General features: G+C 46.7%; 21 protein-coding genes. 2 read left to right on the plus strand and 19 right to left on the minus strand.

Annotated features, from left to right (window positions below; genetic code table 11):
• Positions 1-86: 86 nt before the first annotated feature.
• From truD to CSUNSWCD_RS09055, 15 genes are all read right to left on the minus strand, one after another.
• Complete coding sequence (truD, locus tag CSUNSWCD_RS08995) at positions 87-1211, minus strand: tRNA pseudouridine(13) synthase TruD (protein ID WP_009496011.1); 1125 nt, start codon at positions 1209-1211, stop codon at positions 87-89.
• Positions 1189-2022 carry a thiamine-phosphate kinase gene (locus CSUNSWCD_RS09000; RefSeq protein ID WP_009496012.1) on the minus strand — a complete coding sequence of 278 codons (834 nt, stop codon included), beginning with the start codon at positions 2020-2022 and terminating at the stop codon, positions 1189-1191. The genes truD and CSUNSWCD_RS09000 overlap by 23 nt, the downstream gene beginning before the upstream one ends.
• Positions 2023-2123: 101 nt before the next feature.
• Positions 2124-3932 (minus strand): menaquinone biosynthesis decarboxylase, encoded by a 1809-nt coding sequence (locus CSUNSWCD_RS09005; RefSeq protein WP_034964757.1) that lies wholly within the window; start codon positions 3930-3932, stop codon positions 2124-2126.
• Positions 3933-4004: 72 nt separating this feature from the next.
• Positions 4005-4223 carry an ester cyclase gene (locus CSUNSWCD_RS09010; RefSeq protein ID WP_100223852.1) on the minus strand — a complete coding sequence of 73 codons (219 nt, stop codon included), beginning with the start codon at positions 4221-4223 and terminating at the stop codon, positions 4005-4007.
• 3 nt (positions 4224-4226) lie between these two features.
• Positions 4227-4397: a nuclear transport factor 2 family protein gene (locus CSUNSWCD_RS11340; RefSeq protein ID WP_009496016.1), complete on the minus strand. Its 171-nt coding sequence runs from the start codon at positions 4395-4397 to the stop codon at positions 4227-4229.
• Positions 4384-4533 (minus strand): twin-arginine translocation signal domain-containing protein, encoded by a 150-nt coding sequence (locus CSUNSWCD_RS11080; RefSeq protein WP_338120579.1) that lies wholly within the window; start codon positions 4531-4533, stop codon positions 4384-4386. The genes CSUNSWCD_RS11340 and CSUNSWCD_RS11080 overlap by 14 nt, the downstream gene beginning before the upstream one ends.
• A gap of 487 nt (positions 4534-5020) precedes the next feature.
• Positions 5021-5956, minus strand: coding sequence for a hydroxymethylbilane synthase (gene hemC / locus CSUNSWCD_RS09015; RefSeq protein ID WP_009496018.1), 936 nt, complete (start codon positions 5954-5956; stop codon positions 5021-5023).
• The gene (locus CSUNSWCD_RS09020; RefSeq protein WP_009496019.1) at positions 5944-6381 is read right to left on the minus strand and encodes an FxsA family protein; all 438 of its coding nucleotides are present in this window, start codon (positions 6379-6381) and stop codon (positions 5944-5946) included. Before CSUNSWCD_RS09020 ends, hemC begins: the two co-directional genes overlap by 13 nt.
• Positions 6378-8090 carry a proline--tRNA ligase gene (locus CSUNSWCD_RS09025; protein WP_009496020.1) on the minus strand — a complete coding sequence of 571 codons (1713 nt, stop codon included), beginning with the start codon at positions 8088-8090 and terminating at the stop codon, positions 6378-6380. The genes CSUNSWCD_RS09020 and CSUNSWCD_RS09025 overlap by 4 nt, the downstream gene beginning before the upstream one ends.
• The gene (hemA, locus tag CSUNSWCD_RS09030; RefSeq protein ID WP_009496021.1) at positions 8087-9379 is read right to left on the minus strand and encodes a glutamyl-tRNA reductase; all 1293 of its coding nucleotides are present in this window, start codon (positions 9377-9379) and stop codon (positions 8087-8089) included. Before hemA ends, CSUNSWCD_RS09025 begins: the two co-directional genes overlap by 4 nt.
• Positions 9379-10272 (minus strand): polyprenyl synthetase family protein, encoded by an 894-nt coding sequence (locus CSUNSWCD_RS09035; protein ID WP_009496022.1) that lies wholly within the window; start codon positions 10270-10272, stop codon positions 9379-9381. The genes hemA and CSUNSWCD_RS09035 overlap by 1 nt, the downstream gene beginning before the upstream one ends.
• Before the next feature lie 23 nt (positions 10273-10295).
• The gene (locus tag CSUNSWCD_RS09040) at positions 10296-10751 is read right to left on the minus strand and encodes a hypothetical protein (protein WP_009496023.1); all 456 of its coding nucleotides are present in this window, start codon (positions 10749-10751) and stop codon (positions 10296-10298) included.
• Positions 10744-11001 carry a DUF2018 family protein gene (locus tag CSUNSWCD_RS09045; protein ID WP_004321218.1) on the minus strand — a complete coding sequence of 86 codons (258 nt, stop codon included), beginning with the start codon at positions 10999-11001 and terminating at the stop codon, positions 10744-10746. Before CSUNSWCD_RS09045 ends, CSUNSWCD_RS09040 begins: the two co-directional genes overlap by 8 nt.
• 90 nt (positions 11002-11091) lie before the next feature.
• Positions 11092-11715 (minus strand): HAD family hydrolase, encoded by a 624-nt coding sequence (locus CSUNSWCD_RS09050; RefSeq protein ID WP_009496024.1) that lies wholly within the window; start codon positions 11713-11715, stop codon positions 11092-11094.
• Positions 11712-12044, minus strand: coding sequence for a hypothetical protein (locus CSUNSWCD_RS09055; RefSeq protein WP_009496025.1), 333 nt, complete (start codon positions 12042-12044; stop codon positions 11712-11714). Before CSUNSWCD_RS09055 ends, CSUNSWCD_RS09050 begins: the two co-directional genes overlap by 4 nt.
• 79 nt (positions 12045-12123) lie before the next feature.
• On the opposite strand from CSUNSWCD_RS09055, the gene CSUNSWCD_RS09060 reads away from it, so the two are divergent.
• Complete coding sequence (locus CSUNSWCD_RS09060) at positions 12124-13395, plus strand: O-acetylhomoserine aminocarboxypropyltransferase/cysteine synthase family protein (protein ID WP_009496026.1); 1272 nt, start codon at positions 12124-12126, stop codon at positions 13393-13395.
• A gap of 163 nt (positions 13396-13558) precedes the next feature.
• Here the strand turns inward: CSUNSWCD_RS09060 and CSUNSWCD_RS09065 are convergent, their stop codons facing one another.
• From CSUNSWCD_RS09065 to CSUNSWCD_RS09080, 4 genes are all read right to left on the minus strand, one after another.
• Positions 13559-13903: a hypothetical protein gene (locus CSUNSWCD_RS09065; RefSeq protein WP_244263922.1), complete on the minus strand. Its 345-nt coding sequence runs from the start codon at positions 13901-13903 to the stop codon at positions 13559-13561.
• Between the two features lie 258 nt (positions 13904-14161).
• The gene (locus tag CSUNSWCD_RS09070; RefSeq protein WP_009496028.1) at positions 14162-15607 is read right to left on the minus strand and encodes a potassium/proton antiporter; all 1446 of its coding nucleotides are present in this window, start codon (positions 15605-15607) and stop codon (positions 14162-14164) included.
• Positions 15608-15732: 125 nt separating this feature from the next.
• Entirely contained in the window at positions 15733-16110 is a 378-nt protein-coding gene (locus tag CSUNSWCD_RS09075) for a heat shock protein transcriptional repressor HspR (protein WP_009496030.1), read from the minus strand.
• A 1-nt stretch (position 16111) separates the two neighbouring features.
• Positions 16112-16984 (minus strand): DnaJ family protein, encoded by an 873-nt coding sequence (locus CSUNSWCD_RS09080; protein ID WP_034964760.1) that lies wholly within the window; start codon positions 16982-16984, stop codon positions 16112-16114.
• Between the two features lie 174 nt (positions 16985-17158).
• Between CSUNSWCD_RS09080 and CSUNSWCD_RS09085 the strand changes: the two genes are divergently transcribed.
• Positions 17159-18574 carry a Do family serine endopeptidase gene (locus CSUNSWCD_RS09085; protein ID WP_034964762.1) on the plus strand — a complete coding sequence of 472 codons (1416 nt, stop codon included), beginning with the start codon at positions 17159-17161 and terminating at the stop codon, positions 18572-18574.
• The last annotated feature ends 249 nt before the right edge of the window (positions 18575-18823 follow it).

An 18823-nucleotide genomic window follows, 5' to 3' on the forward strand; every position in this document is an offset into this window, starting at 1 on the left:
GCAAAGCGAAGCATAAATAGTCTGCCGAGCGAAATTTTAGCAAACCACACAAAAGTACTCCAAAATACAAGCCGTTTTGTTCTAGATTATTCAAAAATATTTTTGTGTAAAATTTCCTCCAGCACCACCGTCGCGTAGCTTCCTTTTTGCAGCGTGAAATTTATCGTAAAATGCGCCTTTTCCTCGTTGTATTTGTAACCGGCATCCTCCAAATAACACCACGCAAAGCGCCTTGAGCCCGTCATCTTGGCTTTATATTCATTCGCCTGCGCGAAAATTTGATCCTCTACCACCTTCGCCGCACCCTGCGCCTCATACGCCTTAGCGCCCGCGATCAGCCCGCAGCTAGTGATATCTCTCGCGTCAAAGCGTGCCCCCTCCGCGTCCAAATCCTCGCACAAAAAGCACTTGCCGTGCGGGTAATGCCCTAAAACTTCGCCCTCAATAAGCTTAAAAAATCTCTTTTGCGATTTTAAATTTTTCAAAATCGCGCCGTCAAAATAAGGGTAAATTTGAGCTAACTCAGAGAGGCTAAAATCCTGCGCAAATCTCGAGATTTCAACGCGTTTGCTAAGCCAGCGGTTAAAAAGATCGCTTTGATATGCCGAGATCAAAAAGTCGTTTAGCTTTGGATTTTTGCTCTTTTTGCCATTTACGGTACCCGATTTTAGCAGCTCCAGCCCACTTTGCGCGTTATCTCCGTATTTGCCGAAGCGCTGATAGCCAAAGTAGTTAGCATATCCCGCCTCACCCACGTTTCGCACGGCTTGTTCCAGCTTTGCCGCCTCGCTTGGCATCACCTTTTTTAGGCGGATGAAAAAACTATTGCCCTTTAGGTGCCCGATGCGAAGTTTATTGTCGTGTGCGGCTAGGCTTAAAATTTTCATCTTATCGTGGCTAAAATTTGCAAGAGCCGCCTCAAATTTACGCGGCATCGAGATAAACTGCGTCGTCATACCCTGCTTGTCTTTTAGCCCCGCGTAGCCAAAATCACGCATCTTTACGCCGCTAACCTCGCTTAGAGCGTGCAAGGCTTCTTGCGTCGTCATATCTTTTTTGCAGATTTCTACGATGAGGTGCTCGCCCTGCCCGCTAAATGCGTAAAGCGGGATCTCGCGCACCACAAAATCGTCCGAATTTTTACTAAAATACGCGTTAATGGGCGCGTGAGTGAGCGCGTAGAGAGGCTTAAAAATGGTGGTTTCTTGCATTGCTTTTAAATTTTCCTTTCGTGATTTTGGCAAAGATCGTGATTTTTGTGCGGGTTTTGCGAGCGAGGCTTAAAATTTTGGCGCGGTTTTTCGGACTAAATGTAAATAAAATCTCGTACTCCTCGCCGCTATTTAGCTCTTGCTTACTTAGCCGCTTGATAAATTTAGCACCACACCGACTCTGCGCGCAAAGCTTGGCTAGATCAGTGCAAAGCCCGTCTGAGACGTCCATAGCGGCGTTTATCTTATCCGCTGCGGCATAGAAAAATTTATCTTTTAAAACGGGTCTTTTAAAGCGTGAATTTGACGCGATCCGCCCGCCGTTTAAAAGCGTCCTAAGACCTTTTAGACTCTGACCTAGCTCGCCGGTAAAAGCGACTAGATCGCCTTTTTTCGCGCCGCTTCGCAAAACCGCCTTGCCGCAAAGCCGAGAGATAACGGTAACGCTAAGTAAAATTTTATCGCTGCCGATCGTGTCGCCGCCGATGATAGTTACGCCGTATTCGTCGCAAACGTCCGCAAATCCCTTGCGTAGCGCCGATATCTGCGCCGCGCTCGTTTTTTTGGGCAGCCCAAGCCCCAAAAGCGCAAATTTAGGCTCGGCGTTCATCGCGACGGCATCGGAGAGATTTACGAGCATCGCCTTGCGCGCGATCTCCTCCATGCTAAGCCAGCCTGCTAGGAAGTGCGTCCCCTCGCAAAAAAGATCCTTGCTATACACCCACTCTCCGCGCTCATGCGCCACTACAGCGCCGTCGTCGCCGATGAAGGAGTTGCTAAATTTATCGATTATTAGGCGTTCTTTATCCATTTTGCGATTTTATAAAATTCGGGCTAAAAAGGCGCTTGAAAAACAAATTTATTTAAGCGGCTCGGCAAATTTAACCTCTCAAATTTGCCGAGTTTAAAAATCTATCCGAAAATCTCAAATTTGCTAAACAGCTCTGGCTCATCTTTCACCACGCCACGCTTCACAAGAGTAGCCACCACTTCGCGGTCGCAGTCAGTTTGCATAGGCCAGCCACGTGTATAGCCCTCTAGCTCGTCCTTGCTCGTCGCATCTACGCAAAAATGCTCGCCATCTGCGTAGATATCACGCATGGCGTCGATGTTATTTGTCACGCGCCAAAGCAGCATATATGGGTTTTCCAGGCGGTTTTCGGGACCGACGAAAACAAGTAGTTTAAAGTGCTCTTTAAATTTCAAAAGCTCATCAAAAACCTCTTTTACTAGGCGATTTTTGTCAAATTTGACGACGCAAATCGGTGTTTTGGTGTTTGTTTTAAACTGCACGAGCTGCGTTAAATTTGGCTCTACTTCTTTAAATTTAGCAAGTAGCGCGGCATCATCCAAAAGCACGGGCGCAGGCGTAGAAAAGTCCTGCGTAGCGTCGATTCCCAGCTTACCGCCAAAGCACGAGTTTGGGCTCGCGTGATCAAGCTGATCGCACACGCCCTCGCTGATTAGTAGGCTTTTATCGCCGAAACGGTTTAAAATATACTCCGTAAGCGCGTCATAATCGCTCAAATTTGGCCCATCCTCGCCCACAAAAACCGCGTGTTTGACGAAGCTCATCTGCCCCACGCCCCAAAACGCGTGCATCGCCTGCTTTGCGTGCGCTGGATAAAGGGCATTTATCTTAGCTAGGATAAGGTTGTGAAAGACGCCATTTTCAGGCATGTTGTAGTCAAGTAGCTCAGGCACGGTCGTTCGCAAAAGTGGTAAGAAGATGCGCTCCGTCGCCCAGCCCATGTACTTATCTTCAAGCGGCGGCTTGCCAACTACGGTCGCGTGAAACAGGGGCTCACGCTTGCTAGTTATCGCCGTGACCTCCATCACCGGAAACGGCTCGATCGGTGTATAAAAGCCGGTGTGATCGCCAAACGGTCCCTCAAGCTCAAATTTATCCGTATCAACAAAGCCCTCGATCACGTAGTCCGCGTCGTGCGGGACGTAAATTTCATTAGTGAGCGACTTTACTAGCTTTGCTGGCTCTTTACGGATAAAGCCATAAAGCAGCAGCTCAAAGACGCCCTTTGGCAGCGGAGCCTGACCGCACCAGATATATAGCGGATCGCCACCGATCGCTACTGAGACTGGCATCTTTTTACCCGCACGCTTATACTCGTGAAAGAAATTTGCGCCGTCTTTGTGTATCTGCCAGTGCATACCAAGGCGGTTTTTATCATAAATTTGCAGTCTATACATGCCTAAATTTTGCAGCGCGCCATCTAGGCTTTGCGTATAGACCTGCCCCATCGTGATAAAAGCGCCTCCGTCATGCGGCCAGGTCTTTAGCGCAGGCAGGCTCAAAAGATCGGCCTGCTCGCCTATAAATTTGACCTGCTGGCACTCGCCCTCGCCCTTTAGCCTTTTGGTAAATATCTTTCTCATATTAAAAAGATAAGATAAAAAGTCAAGCTTTTCTTTGAAATTCTCAGGTTTTTTGGGCTTTAAAAGCTTTTCTATCTCGCTTGCGATCTCGTCTGGCTCGCGTCCAAAGATAAGCTCTAAAGCGCGCTTTGAGCCGTAGATGTTTGTTAGCACGGGGGCAAATTTACGCCCCGTTTTTTTGCAGATGGGATTTGTAAAAAGTAGCGCCTGCGAGTTTTCGCGCTTGACCTCGATGTAGCTTGCGTGCGCGATCTCCAGATCGATATCCGCGGGCTCGTAGATGACGCGCAACAGGCCGTTATCTTTTAGAAGCTTGATATAGTCCATATTTCGCCTTTTTGATTTTTGGGCGATTTTAGCCAAAAATAGCTGAAAAAGGCGAAGTAAAGCCTAAAATGGTTATTTATCGCACGCGCCGATAGCTCGCAAGATGGCGATCATACCCTCGGCCGCCACGTCGTTCGTGATCTTGCCAGCGTCGTTAAAATAGTAAAAATTCATCACTCTAGCGCTAAATTTACGCCCAGTCGCTACAACGCCCGCAAAGTCATACTCATGCGTACCAGTGCAGAGCCAATACACCGCCACGCAGCGCTCGTCGGCCACCATGTCTTGCATCGCTCACTGCACATCAGGAAAACTATCTCGCATCATCTTTACTACCGCAAAGTACCCCTCTCCGCCGTAAAGCGGCTCCGGCGAAGCAGGCGTGAGAAATGGCGCCTTGGGATCTACCAGCTCTTTTAGAGTCGCCGCGTCTGCGCTGTTTATAGCTTTTTCAAAGCGCTCCACCCAGGCTTTTATTTTGCGATATTTTATCTGCGTTTTGGCTTGCGGCATTTAGCGTACCAGGTAGCGCCACAGCTCCCGAAACGGCGGCAAATTTTAGAAAATTTCGTCTTTTCATCTTGTCTCCTTTTAAAAATATCCAACATCAAATTTTACCCACAAATTTGATTTAAGTCGTATTAAAAAAGATAGCATTTAGAATTTGATCAAAGCCGCTCTGTCATTATAAACTCGCCAGGGCTTATCTGAGGCAGATCAGCCTCGTTTTGGACGCGCAAAAGTCGAGTCTTATTATCTGTCACGCCACTGATAATAAGTTTAAAAATTTATCCTATTTATAGGCGTGTGATAGGTGCAACTTTTTAGTATCGGCCTGCGTTACTTCGCCGTTTTTAGAAGTGAGTGAGATACGAAATATCCTGCTAGACTATTCGCTTTGCCCAAGCTTTGCGATGTTTATCTAGTCAAATTTACCCGGCGAGTAAAAGTTATTTTTGAGGCAGTCTCGCATTTCAATCTTCAAATTTGAGCTTTTGTAAAAATTTTTATAAGTAAAAAGCTAGTGCACGGGCTCTAAATCAATCTACGCAAAAAGTGAGGAGATAAAGAGCCCATGCGGATTTCCCTCACGAATTAGCCATCTCCTCGGCGCGTTTTAGCAGCTCTTTTGCGCCCCTGCCGATAAATATCCGTCCAAGCGCGGCACCCACACTCTTCCACTCGCTTTTTTGCGCGACGATATTTTCACGTATGCTCTCGCTGCCGTCGGGTAGTCCCACTACCGCGCGTATCTCGATCTTGTCGCCGTTTAAATTTGCATTTACGCCGATAGGCACCTGGCAGCCGCCCTCTAGCATCGCAACAAAATCACGCTCCACGGTCGTCTCTATCACGGCTTTTTCGTCTTTTAGAAACTCTATCAAATTTAAAATTTCAGCGTCATCTCTAGCCTCGATGCCTAGCGCACCCTGCCCCATCGCAGGAACCATCTGATCTAGCTCAAACGGCACGATATGCACGACTTCGGAGCGTAAATTTAAGCGGTTCACGCCCGCCATCGCTAGGATAATGGCGTCAAATTCGCCCTCTTTTAGCTTGCGCAGGCGTGTTTGGACGTTGCCTCGCAGCGAGATTATCTCAAGATCGGGCCGCATCGCTAAAAGCTGCATTTTGCGGCGTAGGCTCGTAGTGCCTACTCGCGCGCCCTCGGGCAGATCCTCAAATTTAGCGTATTTTTCGCTTAGCATCGCGTCCCTAACGTCCTCGCGCGAGCAGATCGCGGCCAGCACCAGCCCCTCTGGAAAAACGACAGGCACGTCTTTTAGACTATGTACGGCGATGTGCGTTTCGCCGCTTAACATGCTATCTTCTAGCTCTTTTGTAAACAGTCCCTTGCCGCCGATCTTTGCTAGCGGGGTGTCAAGGATCACGTCGCCTTTGGTTTTCATGCCTGTTAGCTCGACCGCGATTTGCGGATAGCGTGATAGAATTTTATCCCTGATATGCTCGCTCTGCCACATCGCCAGCACGCTTTTTCTCGTTGCGATTTTTAGTTTTTCCATATTTGCCTCTTTTCTTCTACGACTTCGACGTCAATGATCTCGCCATCATCGCGCGGTTTGTCACGTCCGCTTTCAAATTTTCCGTAATAATATTCGCTCCCGCCCTTGCGTTCGCCGCCGTTTTTTAAATTTGCAAAAAATGCGACCGCTACGATCGCCGCGCCCAAAACGTCGGTGATAAGCCCCGGGATAAACATAAAAAATCCCCCGATCGCCATACCTACGCTACTAAAAACGTCTGCGGGCTTAAAAAATGCGATATTGCTCGTGAGCTGAAAAAATCCGACACGAAATATAAAAAATAGTCCCAAAACGGCCGACGCGATGACCTCTAGGACTAAATTTAAAAATCCGTACGCGTGGATGAAAAAATACGCCGCTACGATCTCCAAAATGACGTAGGGCGTAAAAAAATGCCTTATCATAAGCTCTTTAGTCGCGCTAAAATTTCGCTCACTTTGACGGTTTCTTTAGTTAGCCCGTCACGCGTAACGAGCTCGACCGTGCCCTCTGCTAGTCCTTTGCCCACGATCACGGCATAAGGAAATCCCATTAGTTCAAAATCGTTCATCTTTACGCCAAAGCGCTCGTTTCTATCGTCAAGCAGCACAGAAATGCCAGCCGCGCGCAAGTCCTCGTAAAGCCCCTGAGCAAATTTGACTCCCTCTTCGTCTTTTAAATTTGAGACGATGATTTCAAATTTAAACGGAGCTAGGGTTTCGTTCCAGATTATGCCCTTTTCGTCGTGCTTGGCCTCGACGGCGACGGCAACCAGGCGGCTGATGCCGATACCGTAGCAGCCCATGATAAACGGTTTTGCCTTGCCGTTTTCATCTAAAAACGTCGCACCCATCGGCTCAGAGTACTTAGTACCTAGCTTAAATATATGTCCAACCTCGATACCTTTACTAACGCTTAAATTTCCGCCGCAGCAAGGGCACTTATCGCCGGCTTTGACCGCGGTTAGGTCTTTGAAACGATCGGCGTTAAAGCTACTAACGCTAACGCCGACGAAGTGATAATCCCGCTCGTTTGCGCCGCAGATCATCTGCGATTCGCCTTCAAGCTCTTTGTCGATGTAAAACTCCACGCCTTTTAGCCCGACCGGCCCGCAAAATCCGCCCACAAGCCCGGCTGCCGCGATCTGGGATTCAGTCGCATCCGCTAGCTCGAGCGCTCCGCACGCGTTTTGCGCTTTAACCTCTTGTAGTTCGTCCTCGCCGCGCACGAAAAATACCACGATTTTCTCGCTCTTTTCGCCTTTATCGTCGATAAAAATCGCCTTTTTTATCACCGCTTTTATACAGTAAAACTCATCAACTCTAAAAAACTCCGCCACGTCTTTGATGGTTTTGGCGTTTGGAGTTAAAAATTTAGCCGCGTCAGCCTCGGGCCGCTCAGCCTGCGTCGTTCGTTTTGCGCGGGTTGCGGCCTCTATGTTTGCGGCATAGTCGCAGTTTTCGCAGACGATGATGTCGTCCTCGCCGCTATTTGCAAGCACCATAAACTCTTTACTTCCGCTGCCGCCTATCGCGCCGCTATCGGCTCTAACCGCGCGGAAATTTAGCCCAAGGCGAGTAAAAATTTTGCTATAAGTTTTCTCCATCAGGTCAAATTCACGGTCCAGATCCTCGGCGCTTGCATGAAAGCTATATCCGTCCTTCATCAAAAACTCGCGCCCTCTAAGTAGCCCAAATCTCGGCCTCGCTTCATCTCTAAATTTGGTATTGATCTGATACAAATTTAGCGGCAGCTGCTTATAGGACGTCACTTTGCCTCGCACGAGCGCGACGACGCTCTCTTCGTTGGTCGGGCTTAGGACGAAGTCGTTTTCCTTGCGGTCCTTAAAGCGCAAAAGCTCCTTGCCATAGACGTCAAAGCGTCCGCTCTCGCGCCAAAGATCAGCCGACGTCACGAAGCTCATCGAGATCTCCTGCGCGCCCGCCTCGTCAAGCTCCTCTTTGACGATATTTTTTATATTTTCAAGCACTCGTTTTCCAAGCGGCAAAAAGTTGTAAAGTCCGCTACCTACCTGCTCGGCGTAGCCCGCTCGGAGCAAAAATTTATGACTTGCCAGGCTTGCGTCTTTTGGCGCTTCTTTTGCTGTCGGCGCGTAAAATTTGCTAAATTTCATTCGTTCTCCCATTCAAATTCATTATTTTCTTCTTGCGGCGTTTGCTCCGCGATGTTAAAGATTTCCCCGATAGCTCTTAACTGCGCTTCGCTTCCCGCAGCGCCCGCTAGGTTTTTTAAATTTATCGTCGGCGAGTGCAAAAACGCCTTAAAAACCTGATGTATGAGGCGGTACGCTTCCTCTTTATCGCTATGTTTTAGATAGCCCTTTTTTAGGGCTTTTGCGAGTTCTCTTTCGGCGCACTCTTTAGCCTGTTCTCTGATGCCTTTGATTAGCGGCGTGACTGCTAGTTCGCGCAGCATTTGGAAAAATGCCGCCGTATTTCGCCCGACGATACCGTATGCGATCTGCGCCTGTTCCTCACGCAGGGCGAGATTTTTATTTACGATCTCCTGCAGGTCGTCCACGGCGTAAATTTTGATATTTTCACTCTCCGTGATAGCGACATCGCGCGGCACGGCGATGTCGAAAAAATAACGCTTAAACTCCCTAGTCTCAACCATAGAGTCGATCAAAACGGGATGCGGCGCGGCAGTCGCGGAAAATATGATTTGATATTTGTTAATATACTGCGCTACGTTTGAAAGTGCGTCGTATTCGTTATTATCCCCCAGCGTCAGGGCTAAATTTTTAGCGCGCTCTTTGTTTCGGCTGACGATTATCGTTCGCGCGCCGCTTGCTATTAGATGTTTTGCGGCTAGCTCCGCCATCTCTCCAGCTCCCACTATCACGGCAACCATGCCGTTTAATGTGCCAAAAATCTCCTTTGCCTTCGCCACTGCAACGCTTGAGACCGAGATCGGATTTTTGGAGATTTCAGTTTTGTTTCGCACCTCCGCCGCACACTTAAAGGCAAACTCCATCGCCCTGCCAAGCTTTGCGCCGCATTTGCCGTTAGCGCGGGCAAATTTATACGCCTCTTTTAGCTGACCTGCGATCTGCGTCTCGCCGATGACTAGGCTATCTAGCGAACTAGCTACGGCAAAGAGGTGGTGCACGGCGCCGTTATCCTCGTAGATGTCGGCTCTGCTTTGCAGCTCCTCAAAAGGGATGCCGCAGATGAGCGACATGCAGGCGATGATGTGCTTGCTAGCGCCTTCAACAGTCTTAACGCTAGCGATGATCTCGACGCGGTTGCAGGTGCTAAGCACCATACATTCGTTGATATTTTGGCTGGAGCTAATGAGGCGTAAAATTTCGTTTTTGCGCTCGATGTTAGAAAAAGAGAGCTTTTCGCGCACGGAGATATCGGTGTTTTTGTGCGTAAAGCTCACGCTTGCGTAATGCATTAAAATTCCCTATCTATCATTGATTTTACGATGTTTTCTAGGCCGTCTATGTTAAATTTCTCTACCGATTTTATCGCCTGCTCGCCTAAATTTTTAGCCACTTCTATGCTTTTTTTTATCGCGCCCGTTTCGTCCATCTTTGCCCTTACCCAGCCGCGCTCGGCCTCGCTAAGATCCTTTTTAAATAGGCTTTTTAGCTTCTCTTTGTCCGCTTCGCTTAAGCTTTCGTAAAGATAAATGTAAGGCAGCGTCGTTTTACCCTCTTTAAAGTCGCTAAAATTCGGTTTTCCAAGCGTCGTGGCGTCTTGTGTGACGTCTAGGATGTCGTCGATTATCTGAAATGCTAGGCCTAAATTTTTGCCGTAAATTTTAAAATTACGCGCGTCAAGCCCAGCCAGCATCGCTCCGACCGCGGCAGCAGCCTCGATCAAAACGGCGGTTTTATAGTAGATCATCGTTTCGTATGCGAACTTGTCTTCGTTAAATTTAGCCGAGAGATCCACGTCCATCATCTCGCCCACGCTTAGTTTGCTAACCGCGCCCGATATCTCTCCCGCGATCTCGTGCGGAAATTTAGATAGCTCGTAAAAGCCCTTCGAGTAGAGGATATCGCCCAGCATCACGGCGTTTTTGGTGCCAAAGCTCGCATTTATACTAGGGCTTCCACGCCTGGTGTTCGCGTCGTCTATTACGTCGTCGTGAAGTAAACTAGCTAGGTGAATAAGCTCGATAATCGCGCAAATTTTGAGACTTTGCTCGCTTTCGCCCGCTATTTTTAAAAGTAGCTTAGAGCGCAGCTTTTTACCCGAATTTATCCGCGCAAACATCGCATTTGCAGGCTCGTAGCCAAGCTCTGCGATAAAATTTTTCATTATCAGATCGATTTTTTCCATTTATGCTCACTTAAATTTTGCTTTTATCTGGCGTTTTGCGCGCTGTTTTGAGCGCCGCCCTGCTTTTTTGGCGGGTCCAAAAACTCTACGTCCACGCGCTGTTCATCGTCGTTTATCAGCACGCGAAATTTCGCCACGCCTTGCTTAAAATCCTCAAAAACGAGATAAAGCGCGACGCGGTCGCTAGGCGGATACTTGAGGTCAGGTATCAAAGTCTGCTTATAGGTTTCAAGGCCGCGCCTTAGCGACATAACAAGCTGGCGAGGATAGTTTCGGTAGCGCGAATGAACGATAATGTTCGTGTTATCAAAAAGCGTCCAGCGAAAGTCGAAGCTCTCACGCTCGTCCGTACCCTTTTTAGTGACGAAAACCCGTGCCCACTCGTCTTTTTTGAGCTCAAAAAGGTGCTCTTCCTCGAAATTTACCGCGCCGAAAGCCAGCGATAAAAACAACGAAAATATAACGGCTATTTTACTCATTTTGACTTAAAATATCCCCACTAAGCCCGATATAAATGTCGTTTAGACGCTCATTTATCAGGGTTTGATTTTGAGAAATAAACGAATTTTGCGCCGTTTCGTCAAAGCCGTTTTTTTCACAAAATTCGCTCATTGCGATAAATTTTTCAAAGGTCTTTTCAAGCTCGTTTTCGACTAAGTTTTTGTTCGCGTTAAATAAAATTTCAAAGAATTTTTCTCTCGGACTTTGAGAAAATATATCATAATCCATAAATTTTAAAACCTTTTGTAAATCTTAAAATACATACTATTTTTTGTAAAATCTTACCTAAAATCATACGCACTATAATACGCTAAATTTTTATAACTTCTCGATATATAGGGCTGCCTCAGCCACCGTAAAGACATTGTCGCAGCTTGGACTTTGACTACCAAAGCCCCAGCAAACGTTTAGATATTTCATATCAGCATTGCGTGCGGCAAGCTCATCTTTTTTACTATCTCCGACAAATATCGCTTTATCAAATTTTCCTGATTTTAATATCAAATTTAGCATCGCGGGATCTGGTTTTTGAGGTACGTTTTCGTCCGCTCCTACTATAAGATCAAAAAATTTAAATATTCTGCTTCTTTGTAAAATTTCATCCAAAGTATATCTTGGCGCATTGCTAGCTAGAGCGACGAAGTGCCCCGCCTCTTTTAGTCCTGCTAGCAGTCCATCGACGCCATCATATGCAGTAGCGTATTCGCGGTAATTTTTCTTAAATTTGGCTTCAAAGTTATCCCGCAGTTTCATATCCGGCTTATCGATACCGTAAAAGTCAAGCCCCAAATTTCGCCCCGGCTCGTTTATGGCCTTTACGATAAACTCGGCCGCCAGATCGCCATCAAGCCCTAGCTCGCGCCGCACCTCGTTTACCGTCTTGCAGATCGCTTTTGCGCTATCTATGAGCGTGCCGTCCATGTCAAATATCACGCATTTCACTCTTCGTCCTTATATTTTTTTCTATGTTTTTCTTTTTTATACGTTTTTTGATTTTTTAGCTTTTCTAGCGCGTTGGCGTAGGCTATTAGCTCGGCTCTCTCGCCGCCTTTTACGACCAAATTTACGAAATTTTCAAGAGATTTCGAGTAGGCGTTATCTAAAAAAACGGGCTCGATCTTGCGTAAAATTTCGGCGTTTTTGCCGACCCTAGCGCGAAATTCGCCCTCGTTAAAATCCTCTCTTTTTAGCGCGCTAATCGCTGCTTTTGCGAATTTTTCCAAGCCGCGCAGGTATTTTACGCGCTTAAATTTGTCGTTTTGTTCAGCCATTTTTTCCTTTCAAAAGCCCAATTATACCAATTTAAACATTTAGCGGTTATAATGCGCGCAAATTTTACAAGGAGAAAAGATGCAAAAAGAGACGATCGCCACGCACTATGGCTACGACACCAAGGCAGGCCCCGGCGCCATGGCGGTGCCGATTTACCAGACTACGGCTTATGATTTCGGTAGCGCCGAGACGGCCGCGGCGAGATTTCAGCTAGAAGCTCCTGGCCACATCTATACAAGGCTGGGCAACCCAACGACGGACGTGCTAGAGAGCCGTATAGCCGCGCTCGAGGAGGGCTCAGCCTCTATCGTGACGGCCAGCGGTCAGGCGGCGATTTTTTACTCGATCGCAAATTTAGCCGCAGTCGGCGACAACATCATCGTGGCAAAGAAAATTTACGGTGGCACGATGGTTCTTTTTATGCACACGCTTAAGCGTTTCGGTATCGAGGCGCGAGTGTTTGACAGCGACAGCGCGGACGATCTTGAAAATTTGATCGACGATAAAACTCGCGCGATATTTTTCGAGACGCTATCAAACCCGCAAATCGCAATACCAAATTTTAAAAAGATCGTCGAGATCGCGGACAAGCACGGCGTCGTAACGATCGCCGATAACACCGTGCCTACGCCGATCATTTTCCAGCCGCTAAATCACGGCGTAGACGTCGTCGTGCATAGCGCTAGCAAATATATCTGCGGCCAAGGTCTAAGCCTATCTGGCGCGGTCGTCGCTAGCAAAAATTTAAACGCTAAGTTAGTCGGTAACGCCAGGTACGCGCACTTTAACGAGCCTGATGAGAGCTATCACGGGCTAGTTTACGCGCAAATGGCGGATAAATTTGACATCTATACGCTGCGCATGAGAGTGGCTTTGGTGCGCGACATAGGCGCTACGATCTCGCCTTTTAACTCATGGCAGCTGATACAGGGGCTTGAGACGTTAAGCGTTCGTATCGAGAGACACTCGCAAAATGCGCGCAAGATCGCCGAGTTTTTAAACTCGCATAAACATGTCAAGCGCGTAACCTACCCTGCGCTAAAAAGCGATCCCGAGCACGAAAAGGCGCAAAAATACTTTAAAGACGGTATGGCTAGCGGGCTAATGTGCTTTGAAACCGATAGCTTTGAACGCGCCGTAAAGATGCTGGGCAAAGTAAAGCTATTTAAAATCGTCGTAAATATCGGCGACTCAAAGTCACTCATCACGCACCCGGCCTCCACTACGCATCAGCAGCTCTCGAGCGAGGAGCTAACGAAAGCTGGCATAACAAAAGAACTAATCAGAATAAGCGTCGGCCTAGAAAACGCCGACGACCTCATCGCCGATCTGGCGCAGGCTTTGGAGTAAAATAAGGCTAAATTTGAAAGATAAATTCGGCTAAATTTAAGCTAAATTCAAATATACCCCTTCGGCGGTTTCACCGCCCTGGGGCTAAACGCTAGATTGTTAAATTTGATCAAGAGGGCTTCCCTCTTGATCCTTGGCTCGTCCAAACTCAAATTTGAGCAGGCTACTTGTCCTTGTTCTTATCGGCTTTTTCCTTTATCTCTTCCGCCGCCTTTAAGTCTAGTTGCGCCTGCTTAAACGCTTTACGTGCCTTATCTACCCGGCGAGAGTTTTTAACGCTGGCGTCATCGGTATAAACCTTTTCTGCTTCCTCAAGCTCGGTTTTAGCCTTACCGAAATTCTGCTGCGCTGCCTCAAGCTTATTAGTAGCTTTGTCGCCGCCTGCTAGCTCGGCTTTTGACGTTACCTTGCCAGTTACTGGGTTTCTGCCGATAGTCATATCAAGCTCGCGTTTGGCGCGCTCCGCAGTGCCGCGATTAACGCCGCACTCTTCCTTGCCGCCCATCATAACCCCCCCCCAATATATTTAGGTCTATTTTTCGGGTCATCGCAATCAACCTTAGCAAAAGCGCTTAAATTAAACGCGCTTAAAAGTAAAGTTATAATTAGTGCTTTATTTTTCATCTTTAACGCCTTTCTCTTTATTTTTATTAAGTCCTTTTTTATTTCTTATTCTACGAAATGCGCTTGAAAATGTAGATAAGGTCATTTCCTCAAATTTCATTTCTATTTCCTTTCTTTAAATTTTACGCAAATGGCAACAAATTTACGCCGTAAACGTCTTTAAGGTTTCGTTGTATTTGTTTTCGTCCTCGCACTGGATCAGTAGCAAGTCGCCATCCTCAAATACTGATGAGCCCGTCGGTTTGATGTATTCGCCCTTTCGCTTGATGAGTAGCACCAAAAAGTCGCTAGGAAGCTCGAGCTCGGCTAGGTTTTTACCCACGACTTCGGCGTCAAAGCGTATAGTGTGCTGACGTAAAGTGTGGTAAAAGATCGGCAAGTTCGACATCTCGACCTCTTCGGCTACGACCTCTTCTTTGACGCCGCATTTTTGCGCGACCTTTTCTAGCGTCATACCTTGGATGATGATCGAGACGAACACGACGAAAAATATCGTGTTAAAAATCAGCTCCGAGTTTGGCAAATTTGCCCCGAACGGATAGGTCGCAAGTACGATAGGAACGACGCCGCGAAGCCCGACCCACGAGATAAACATCTTTTCTTTCACGTTGTAACGCGAAAAAAGTAACGACGCGAAAACGCCCACCGGACGCGCGATAAACATGATCCAAAACGCGATCACTGTGCCCGCAAGCGCGACGGCGGGCAGCTGAGAAGGATTTACCAAAAGTCCCAGCGTCAAAAAGATGACGATCTGCATCGCCCACGCGATACCGTCGTGAAAACCGATCAAATTTTTCTTATGCGCGAACTCTTTTTTATTTATAAACATACCCGCGATATAAACAGCCAAAAAGCCGTTGCCGCCGACCTTGCCCGCTAGCACGTATAAAAGCATCACCCAAGCCATCGAAAAAACAGGATATAGCCCCCAGTACTCAAGCCTTAGACGGTTAAAAAGCCCAGGTAGCGCGACGCCAAATACATAGCCCATCAGCCCGCCGAGTAAAAACTGCTTGATGAGTGCGACAGTGATGTCAGAGGCGTCTGGGACGGTGTTTAGGGCGATGATTTGTATCATTGTGACAGTGAGGAAAATCGCCATCGGATCGTTTGAGCCAGATTCTAGCTCCAAAAGCGGTCGGATGTTATTTTTTAGCAAAATTTCCTTCGCTCCAAGGATCGCAAACACCGCCGCAGCGTCGGTCGAGGAGATGATCGCTCCAAAAAGCAAGGCTTCAAGCCAAGTTAGCCCTAGTAAAAATTTAACCAAAAGTGCGACCAGAGCCGCCGTCAGCACGACGCCAACGGTCGCGAGCATGATGCCACTCATCATGATAGGCTTTATCGATTTTAAATTCGTATCAAGCCCGCCAGTGTAGAGGATAAAAATAAGTGCGATTATGCCCACATCATGAGCGATGAGCTGGCTATCAAAGGCGATGCCTAGCAGTCCGTCCGAGCCAGCCAGCATCCCAACCGCCAAAAATACGACTAACGACGGGATACCGAATCTATCTGAAACCTTGCTAGAGACGATACAAGCGATAAGTAGAATAGAAAAAAATAGTAAAAAAGTTTCTAACATTGTCCCTCATTTGAGTTCAAAGCGGGGCAAATTTAAGGCTAAATTTAGTACCACTAAAGCCTCAAATTTGGCGCGTTTTGTAAGTAAATTTTACCCGATTTTACCTTTTTTAACGATAAAAAGGATTAATTTTTATCATCATAAAAGATGAGATCAAAGCTATTTTTGCGCTTTACCAGAGCCTTTTTAGACGGCACGCCGCCCTGCTCCATTTTAGCCAGCTCCTCTTTCATCTGCTTTATCATGACTTCAGACTGCTCGATCTGCTCTTTTAACTGCAAGATGATATCCACGCCTGCTAAATTTACACCCAGATCGCGCGTTAGACTCAGTATCATCTTGATACGATCCATGTCTTTTTCGGAGTAAAGACGCATCTTGCCCTCGGTTCTTGATGGCTCTAGCAGCCCCTCGCGCTCGTATTGGCGCAGCGTCTGCGGATGTATGGAGAGCACCTTTGCTACGACGCTGATTAGATATACTGGTTCTTCGTATTGTTTCATCTTATGCCTCCGGGAGTTTTTGCTTCATAAGTTCGGCTAGCTCGCCGTCTAGGGCATTTACGTCCGGCAATGACACGCGCGCTCGCAGATACAGATCGCCGAATATCCCGCTTTTTCTATTTTGCACGCCGTATCCTTTAAGCCTGATTTTTTGCCCGGATTTTGAGTTTTCGGCGATTTTTATCGTTACGTCTTTTTTAGGCGTTTTTACGTCTATCTTACCGCCAAACATCATCGTTTTTAGCGGGATTAGCACGTCTTTATATAGATCGTCGCCGTCTCTTTCGTATTCGTCGCTAGGCGCGATATTTACGGTTAGTATCAGATCTCCGCGTCCGCCGCTACCTTTGCCTTTTATGCGTAGCTTTTCGCCGTCATTTATGCCGTTTGGGATTTTTATTTTGATGTTTTCGCCGTTAAAATTTATCGAGTGTTCGCCACCTTTTACCGCTACGTCAAACGGGATAGTTACCTTTGCGCGGGAGTCTAGATCCTCATCGTCCTCAAAACCGCTAAATCCGCCAGTTTGCCTAAAGCCACCAAATCCGCCTCTGCTAGAAAAGGCGCCAAAACCGCCTCCGCCGAAGATATTTTTTAAAATTTCGTCCAAATTTCCCATACCCGAGCTGCTCGCAAAGTCATGGAAATTTTGCCCGCCAAACATCGCGTCGCCGTGCCTGTCGTACTGCGCGCGCTTTTTTTCGTCGCTTAAAATTTCATACGCGGCGTTTATTTCTTTAAATTTATCCTCCGCGCCTGGGTCTTTGTTGATATCGGGATGATACTTTCGAGCCAGCCTGCGATAGGCCTTTTTGATCTCGTCGCCGGTGGCCTTTTCGGACACCCCTAACGTTTCGTAAAGACTATTGCTCATGTTATGTCCTTATAGTCAATTAATTTTACAGCGATTATAGCATAAAAGTTTAGCGTATGTCAATCAAGTATAGTAAATAAAACGATTTTAAACGACTTAAATAATAATTAACTTTACGTTGAGCTTAGCGCCATATAATCGCGCTTTGAAAAAATTTTATCAAAAGGAAAAGTAATGAAAAAGATAACCGTATTATCTTTGGCTACTTCTTGCGCAATCTTTGCCGCAAGCATAAATTTTAACGAACCAGCAGAGGATTTCACTAGAGTAAATCCGGAATTTAACAAAAACGTCGTACTGTCCTACAACAGTTCTATCGCCGACGCTAAAAAATCAGTCGTAAATATCTCCACCACAAAAACCGTCAGCAGCAACGTAGCAGATATGAACGATATGTTTAGCGATCCGTTTTTCAAGGACTTTTTCGGATTTCAGTTTAATATCCCTCAAGAAAAACAAAAAAGCAGCTCGCTGGGATCAGGCGTCGTCATATCTAGCGACGGCTACATCGTGACAAACAACCACGTCGTAGAAGATAGCGACGAGATCGTCGTCACGCTGCTAGATAGCGACAAAGAGTATAAAGCCAAAATCGTCGGCACCGACCCTAAAACCGACTTAGCCATCATCAAAATAGACGCAAAAGAGCTAAAAGCCATACCATTTGCCGACTCGGCTAAGTTAATGGAAGGCGATATAGTATTTGCCATCGGAAATCCGTTCGGCGTAGGCGGCAGTATCACTCAGGGCATAGTTTCCGGCCTAAATAAAGACAACATCGGTCTAAATCAATACGAAAATTTCATCCAGACAGACGCCTCGATAAACCCGGGTAACTCGGGCGGCGCGCTAGTCGATAGCCGCGGCTATCTAGTAGGCATAAACTCAGCCATACTTAGCCGCAGTGGCGGAAACAACGGCATCGGCTTTGCTATCCCGTCAAATATGACTAAAGATATCGCCAAAAAACTCATCGAAGACGGCAAGATTGAGCGTGGATATATCGGCGTGATGATAGCAAATCTAAACGAAGAGCAAAAAGAGATATACAAAAACAAAGAAGGCGCGCTCATTAGCAGCGTAGAAAGCGGCCTTCCTGCGGATGTTGCGGGACTAAAACGAGGCGATCTCGTAATCAAAATCGACGATAAAGAGATCAAAAACGCAAATGATCTAAAAAATCTCATCGGCTCGCTAGCTCCAAACAAAGAGATCACGCTAACCTATGAACGCTCCGGTAAAATCGAAACCGCCAAGATAAAACTAGCTAACGCAAACGCGAAATCAAGCGCTCCGGCGGCAAAAAACGGCACGGCTATCGAGGGTCTTAGCGTCACGGCGATCGACGACAACGCAAGGTACAAATACCGCCTACCTGCAGACGCTGCCGGTATCCTAGTAACTGACGTAAAAGCGGGCTCGAATGCTGAAAAAATCGGCTTTGAAAAAGGCGACATCATCATACAAATCGCCGAGGAAAATATCAAAAATATGGATGATTTTAACAAAGCCCTAGCAAACGCGAAAGGCAAAAAGACCCTCGTTTGGGTTAATCGCGGCGGACTTTTCCAAGGTCTTGTTATAAAATAATTTCTACCTTTAGGCGCGGGAAACTGCGCCTTTTTCTTCAATTAAATTTTAGTACGTTTTAAATTTTATACTATTAGAACATCAACAGTTAAATTTTCTAATTTCATATGACAAATTTGATAGCAAAATTCAGAGACAAAATCTAGCGGAAAAATTAAAGGCACTAAATTTTACGCACTATAATTTTCATTTTATACGCCACGTGTTTTTGGTATTTTTACATTTTTTTAAAGTTGATCTTCGTAGGCA

It is taken from the genome of Campylobacter showae CSUNSWCD (assembly GCF_000313615.1).
Taxonomy (GTDB): Bacteria; Campylobacterota; Campylobacteria; order Campylobacterales; family Campylobacteraceae; genus Campylobacter_A; species Campylobacter_A showae_A.

Excerpts from the sequence above, each read along its gene's own strand:
- hemC (WP_009496018.1), bottom strand. The coding sequence starts at position 5,956 with ATGGAAAAACTAAAAATCGCAACGAGAAAAAGCGTGCTGGCGATGTGG.
- truD (WP_009496011.1), bottom strand. The coding sequence starts at position 1,211 with ATGCAAGAAACCACCATTTTTAAGCCTCTCTACGCGCTCACTCACGCG.
- CSUNSWCD_RS09070 (WP_009496028.1), bottom strand. The coding sequence starts at position 15,607 with ATGTTAGAAACTTTTTTACTATTTTTTTCTATTCTACTTATCGCTTGT.
- CSUNSWCD_RS09040 (WP_009496023.1), bottom strand. The coding sequence starts at position 10,751 with ATGAGTAAAATAGCCGTTATATTTTCGTTGTTTTTATCGCTGGCTTTC.
- CSUNSWCD_RS09060 (WP_009496026.1), top strand. The coding sequence starts at position 12,124 with ATGCAAAAAGAGACGATCGCCACGCACTATGGCTACGACACCAAGGCA.
- CSUNSWCD_RS09080 (WP_034964760.1), bottom strand. The coding sequence starts at position 16,984 with ATGAGCAATAGTCTTTACGAAACGTTAGGGGTGTCCGAAAAGGCCACC.
- CSUNSWCD_RS09025 (WP_009496020.1), bottom strand. The coding sequence starts at position 8,090 with ATGAAATTTAGCAAATTTTACGCGCCGACAGCAAAAGAAGCGCCAAAA.
- CSUNSWCD_RS09035 (WP_009496022.1), bottom strand. The coding sequence starts at position 10,272 with ATGGAAAAAATCGATCTGATAATGAAAAATTTTATCGCAGAGCTTGGC.
- CSUNSWCD_RS09075 (WP_009496030.1), bottom strand. The coding sequence starts at position 16,110 with ATGAAACAATACGAAGAACCAGTATATCTAATCAGCGTCGTAGCAAAG.
- hemA (WP_009496021.1), bottom strand. The coding sequence starts at position 9,379 with ATGCATTACGCAAGCGTGAGCTTTACGCACAAAAACACCGATATCTCC.
- CSUNSWCD_RS09005 (WP_034964757.1), bottom strand. The coding sequence starts at position 3,932 with ATGGACTATATCAAGCTTCTAAAAGATAACGGCCTGTTGCGCGTCATC.
- CSUNSWCD_RS09085 (WP_034964762.1), top strand. The coding sequence starts at position 17,159 with ATGAAAAAGATAACCGTATTATCTTTGGCTACTTCTTGCGCAATCTTT.
- CSUNSWCD_RS09010 (WP_100223852.1), bottom strand. The coding sequence starts at position 4,223 with ATGCAAGACATGGTGGCCGACGAGCGCTGCGTGGCGGTGTATTGGCTC.
- CSUNSWCD_RS09045 (WP_004321218.1), bottom strand. The coding sequence starts at position 11,001 with ATGGATTATGATATATTTTCTCAAAGTCCGAGAGAAAAATTCTTTGAA.
- CSUNSWCD_RS09000 (WP_009496012.1), bottom strand. The coding sequence starts at position 2,022 with ATGGATAAAGAACGCCTAATAATCGATAAATTTAGCAACTCCTTCATC.
- CSUNSWCD_RS09020 (WP_009496019.1), bottom strand. The coding sequence starts at position 6,381 with ATGATAAGGCATTTTTTTACGCCCTACGTCATTTTGGAGATCGTAGCG.
- CSUNSWCD_RS09055 (WP_009496025.1), bottom strand. The coding sequence starts at position 12,044 with ATGGCTGAACAAAACGACAAATTTAAGCGCGTAAAATACCTGCGCGGC.
- CSUNSWCD_RS09065 (WP_244263922.1), bottom strand. The coding sequence starts at position 13,903 with ATGATGGGCGGCAAGGAAGAGTGCGGCGTTAATCGCGGCACTGCGGAG.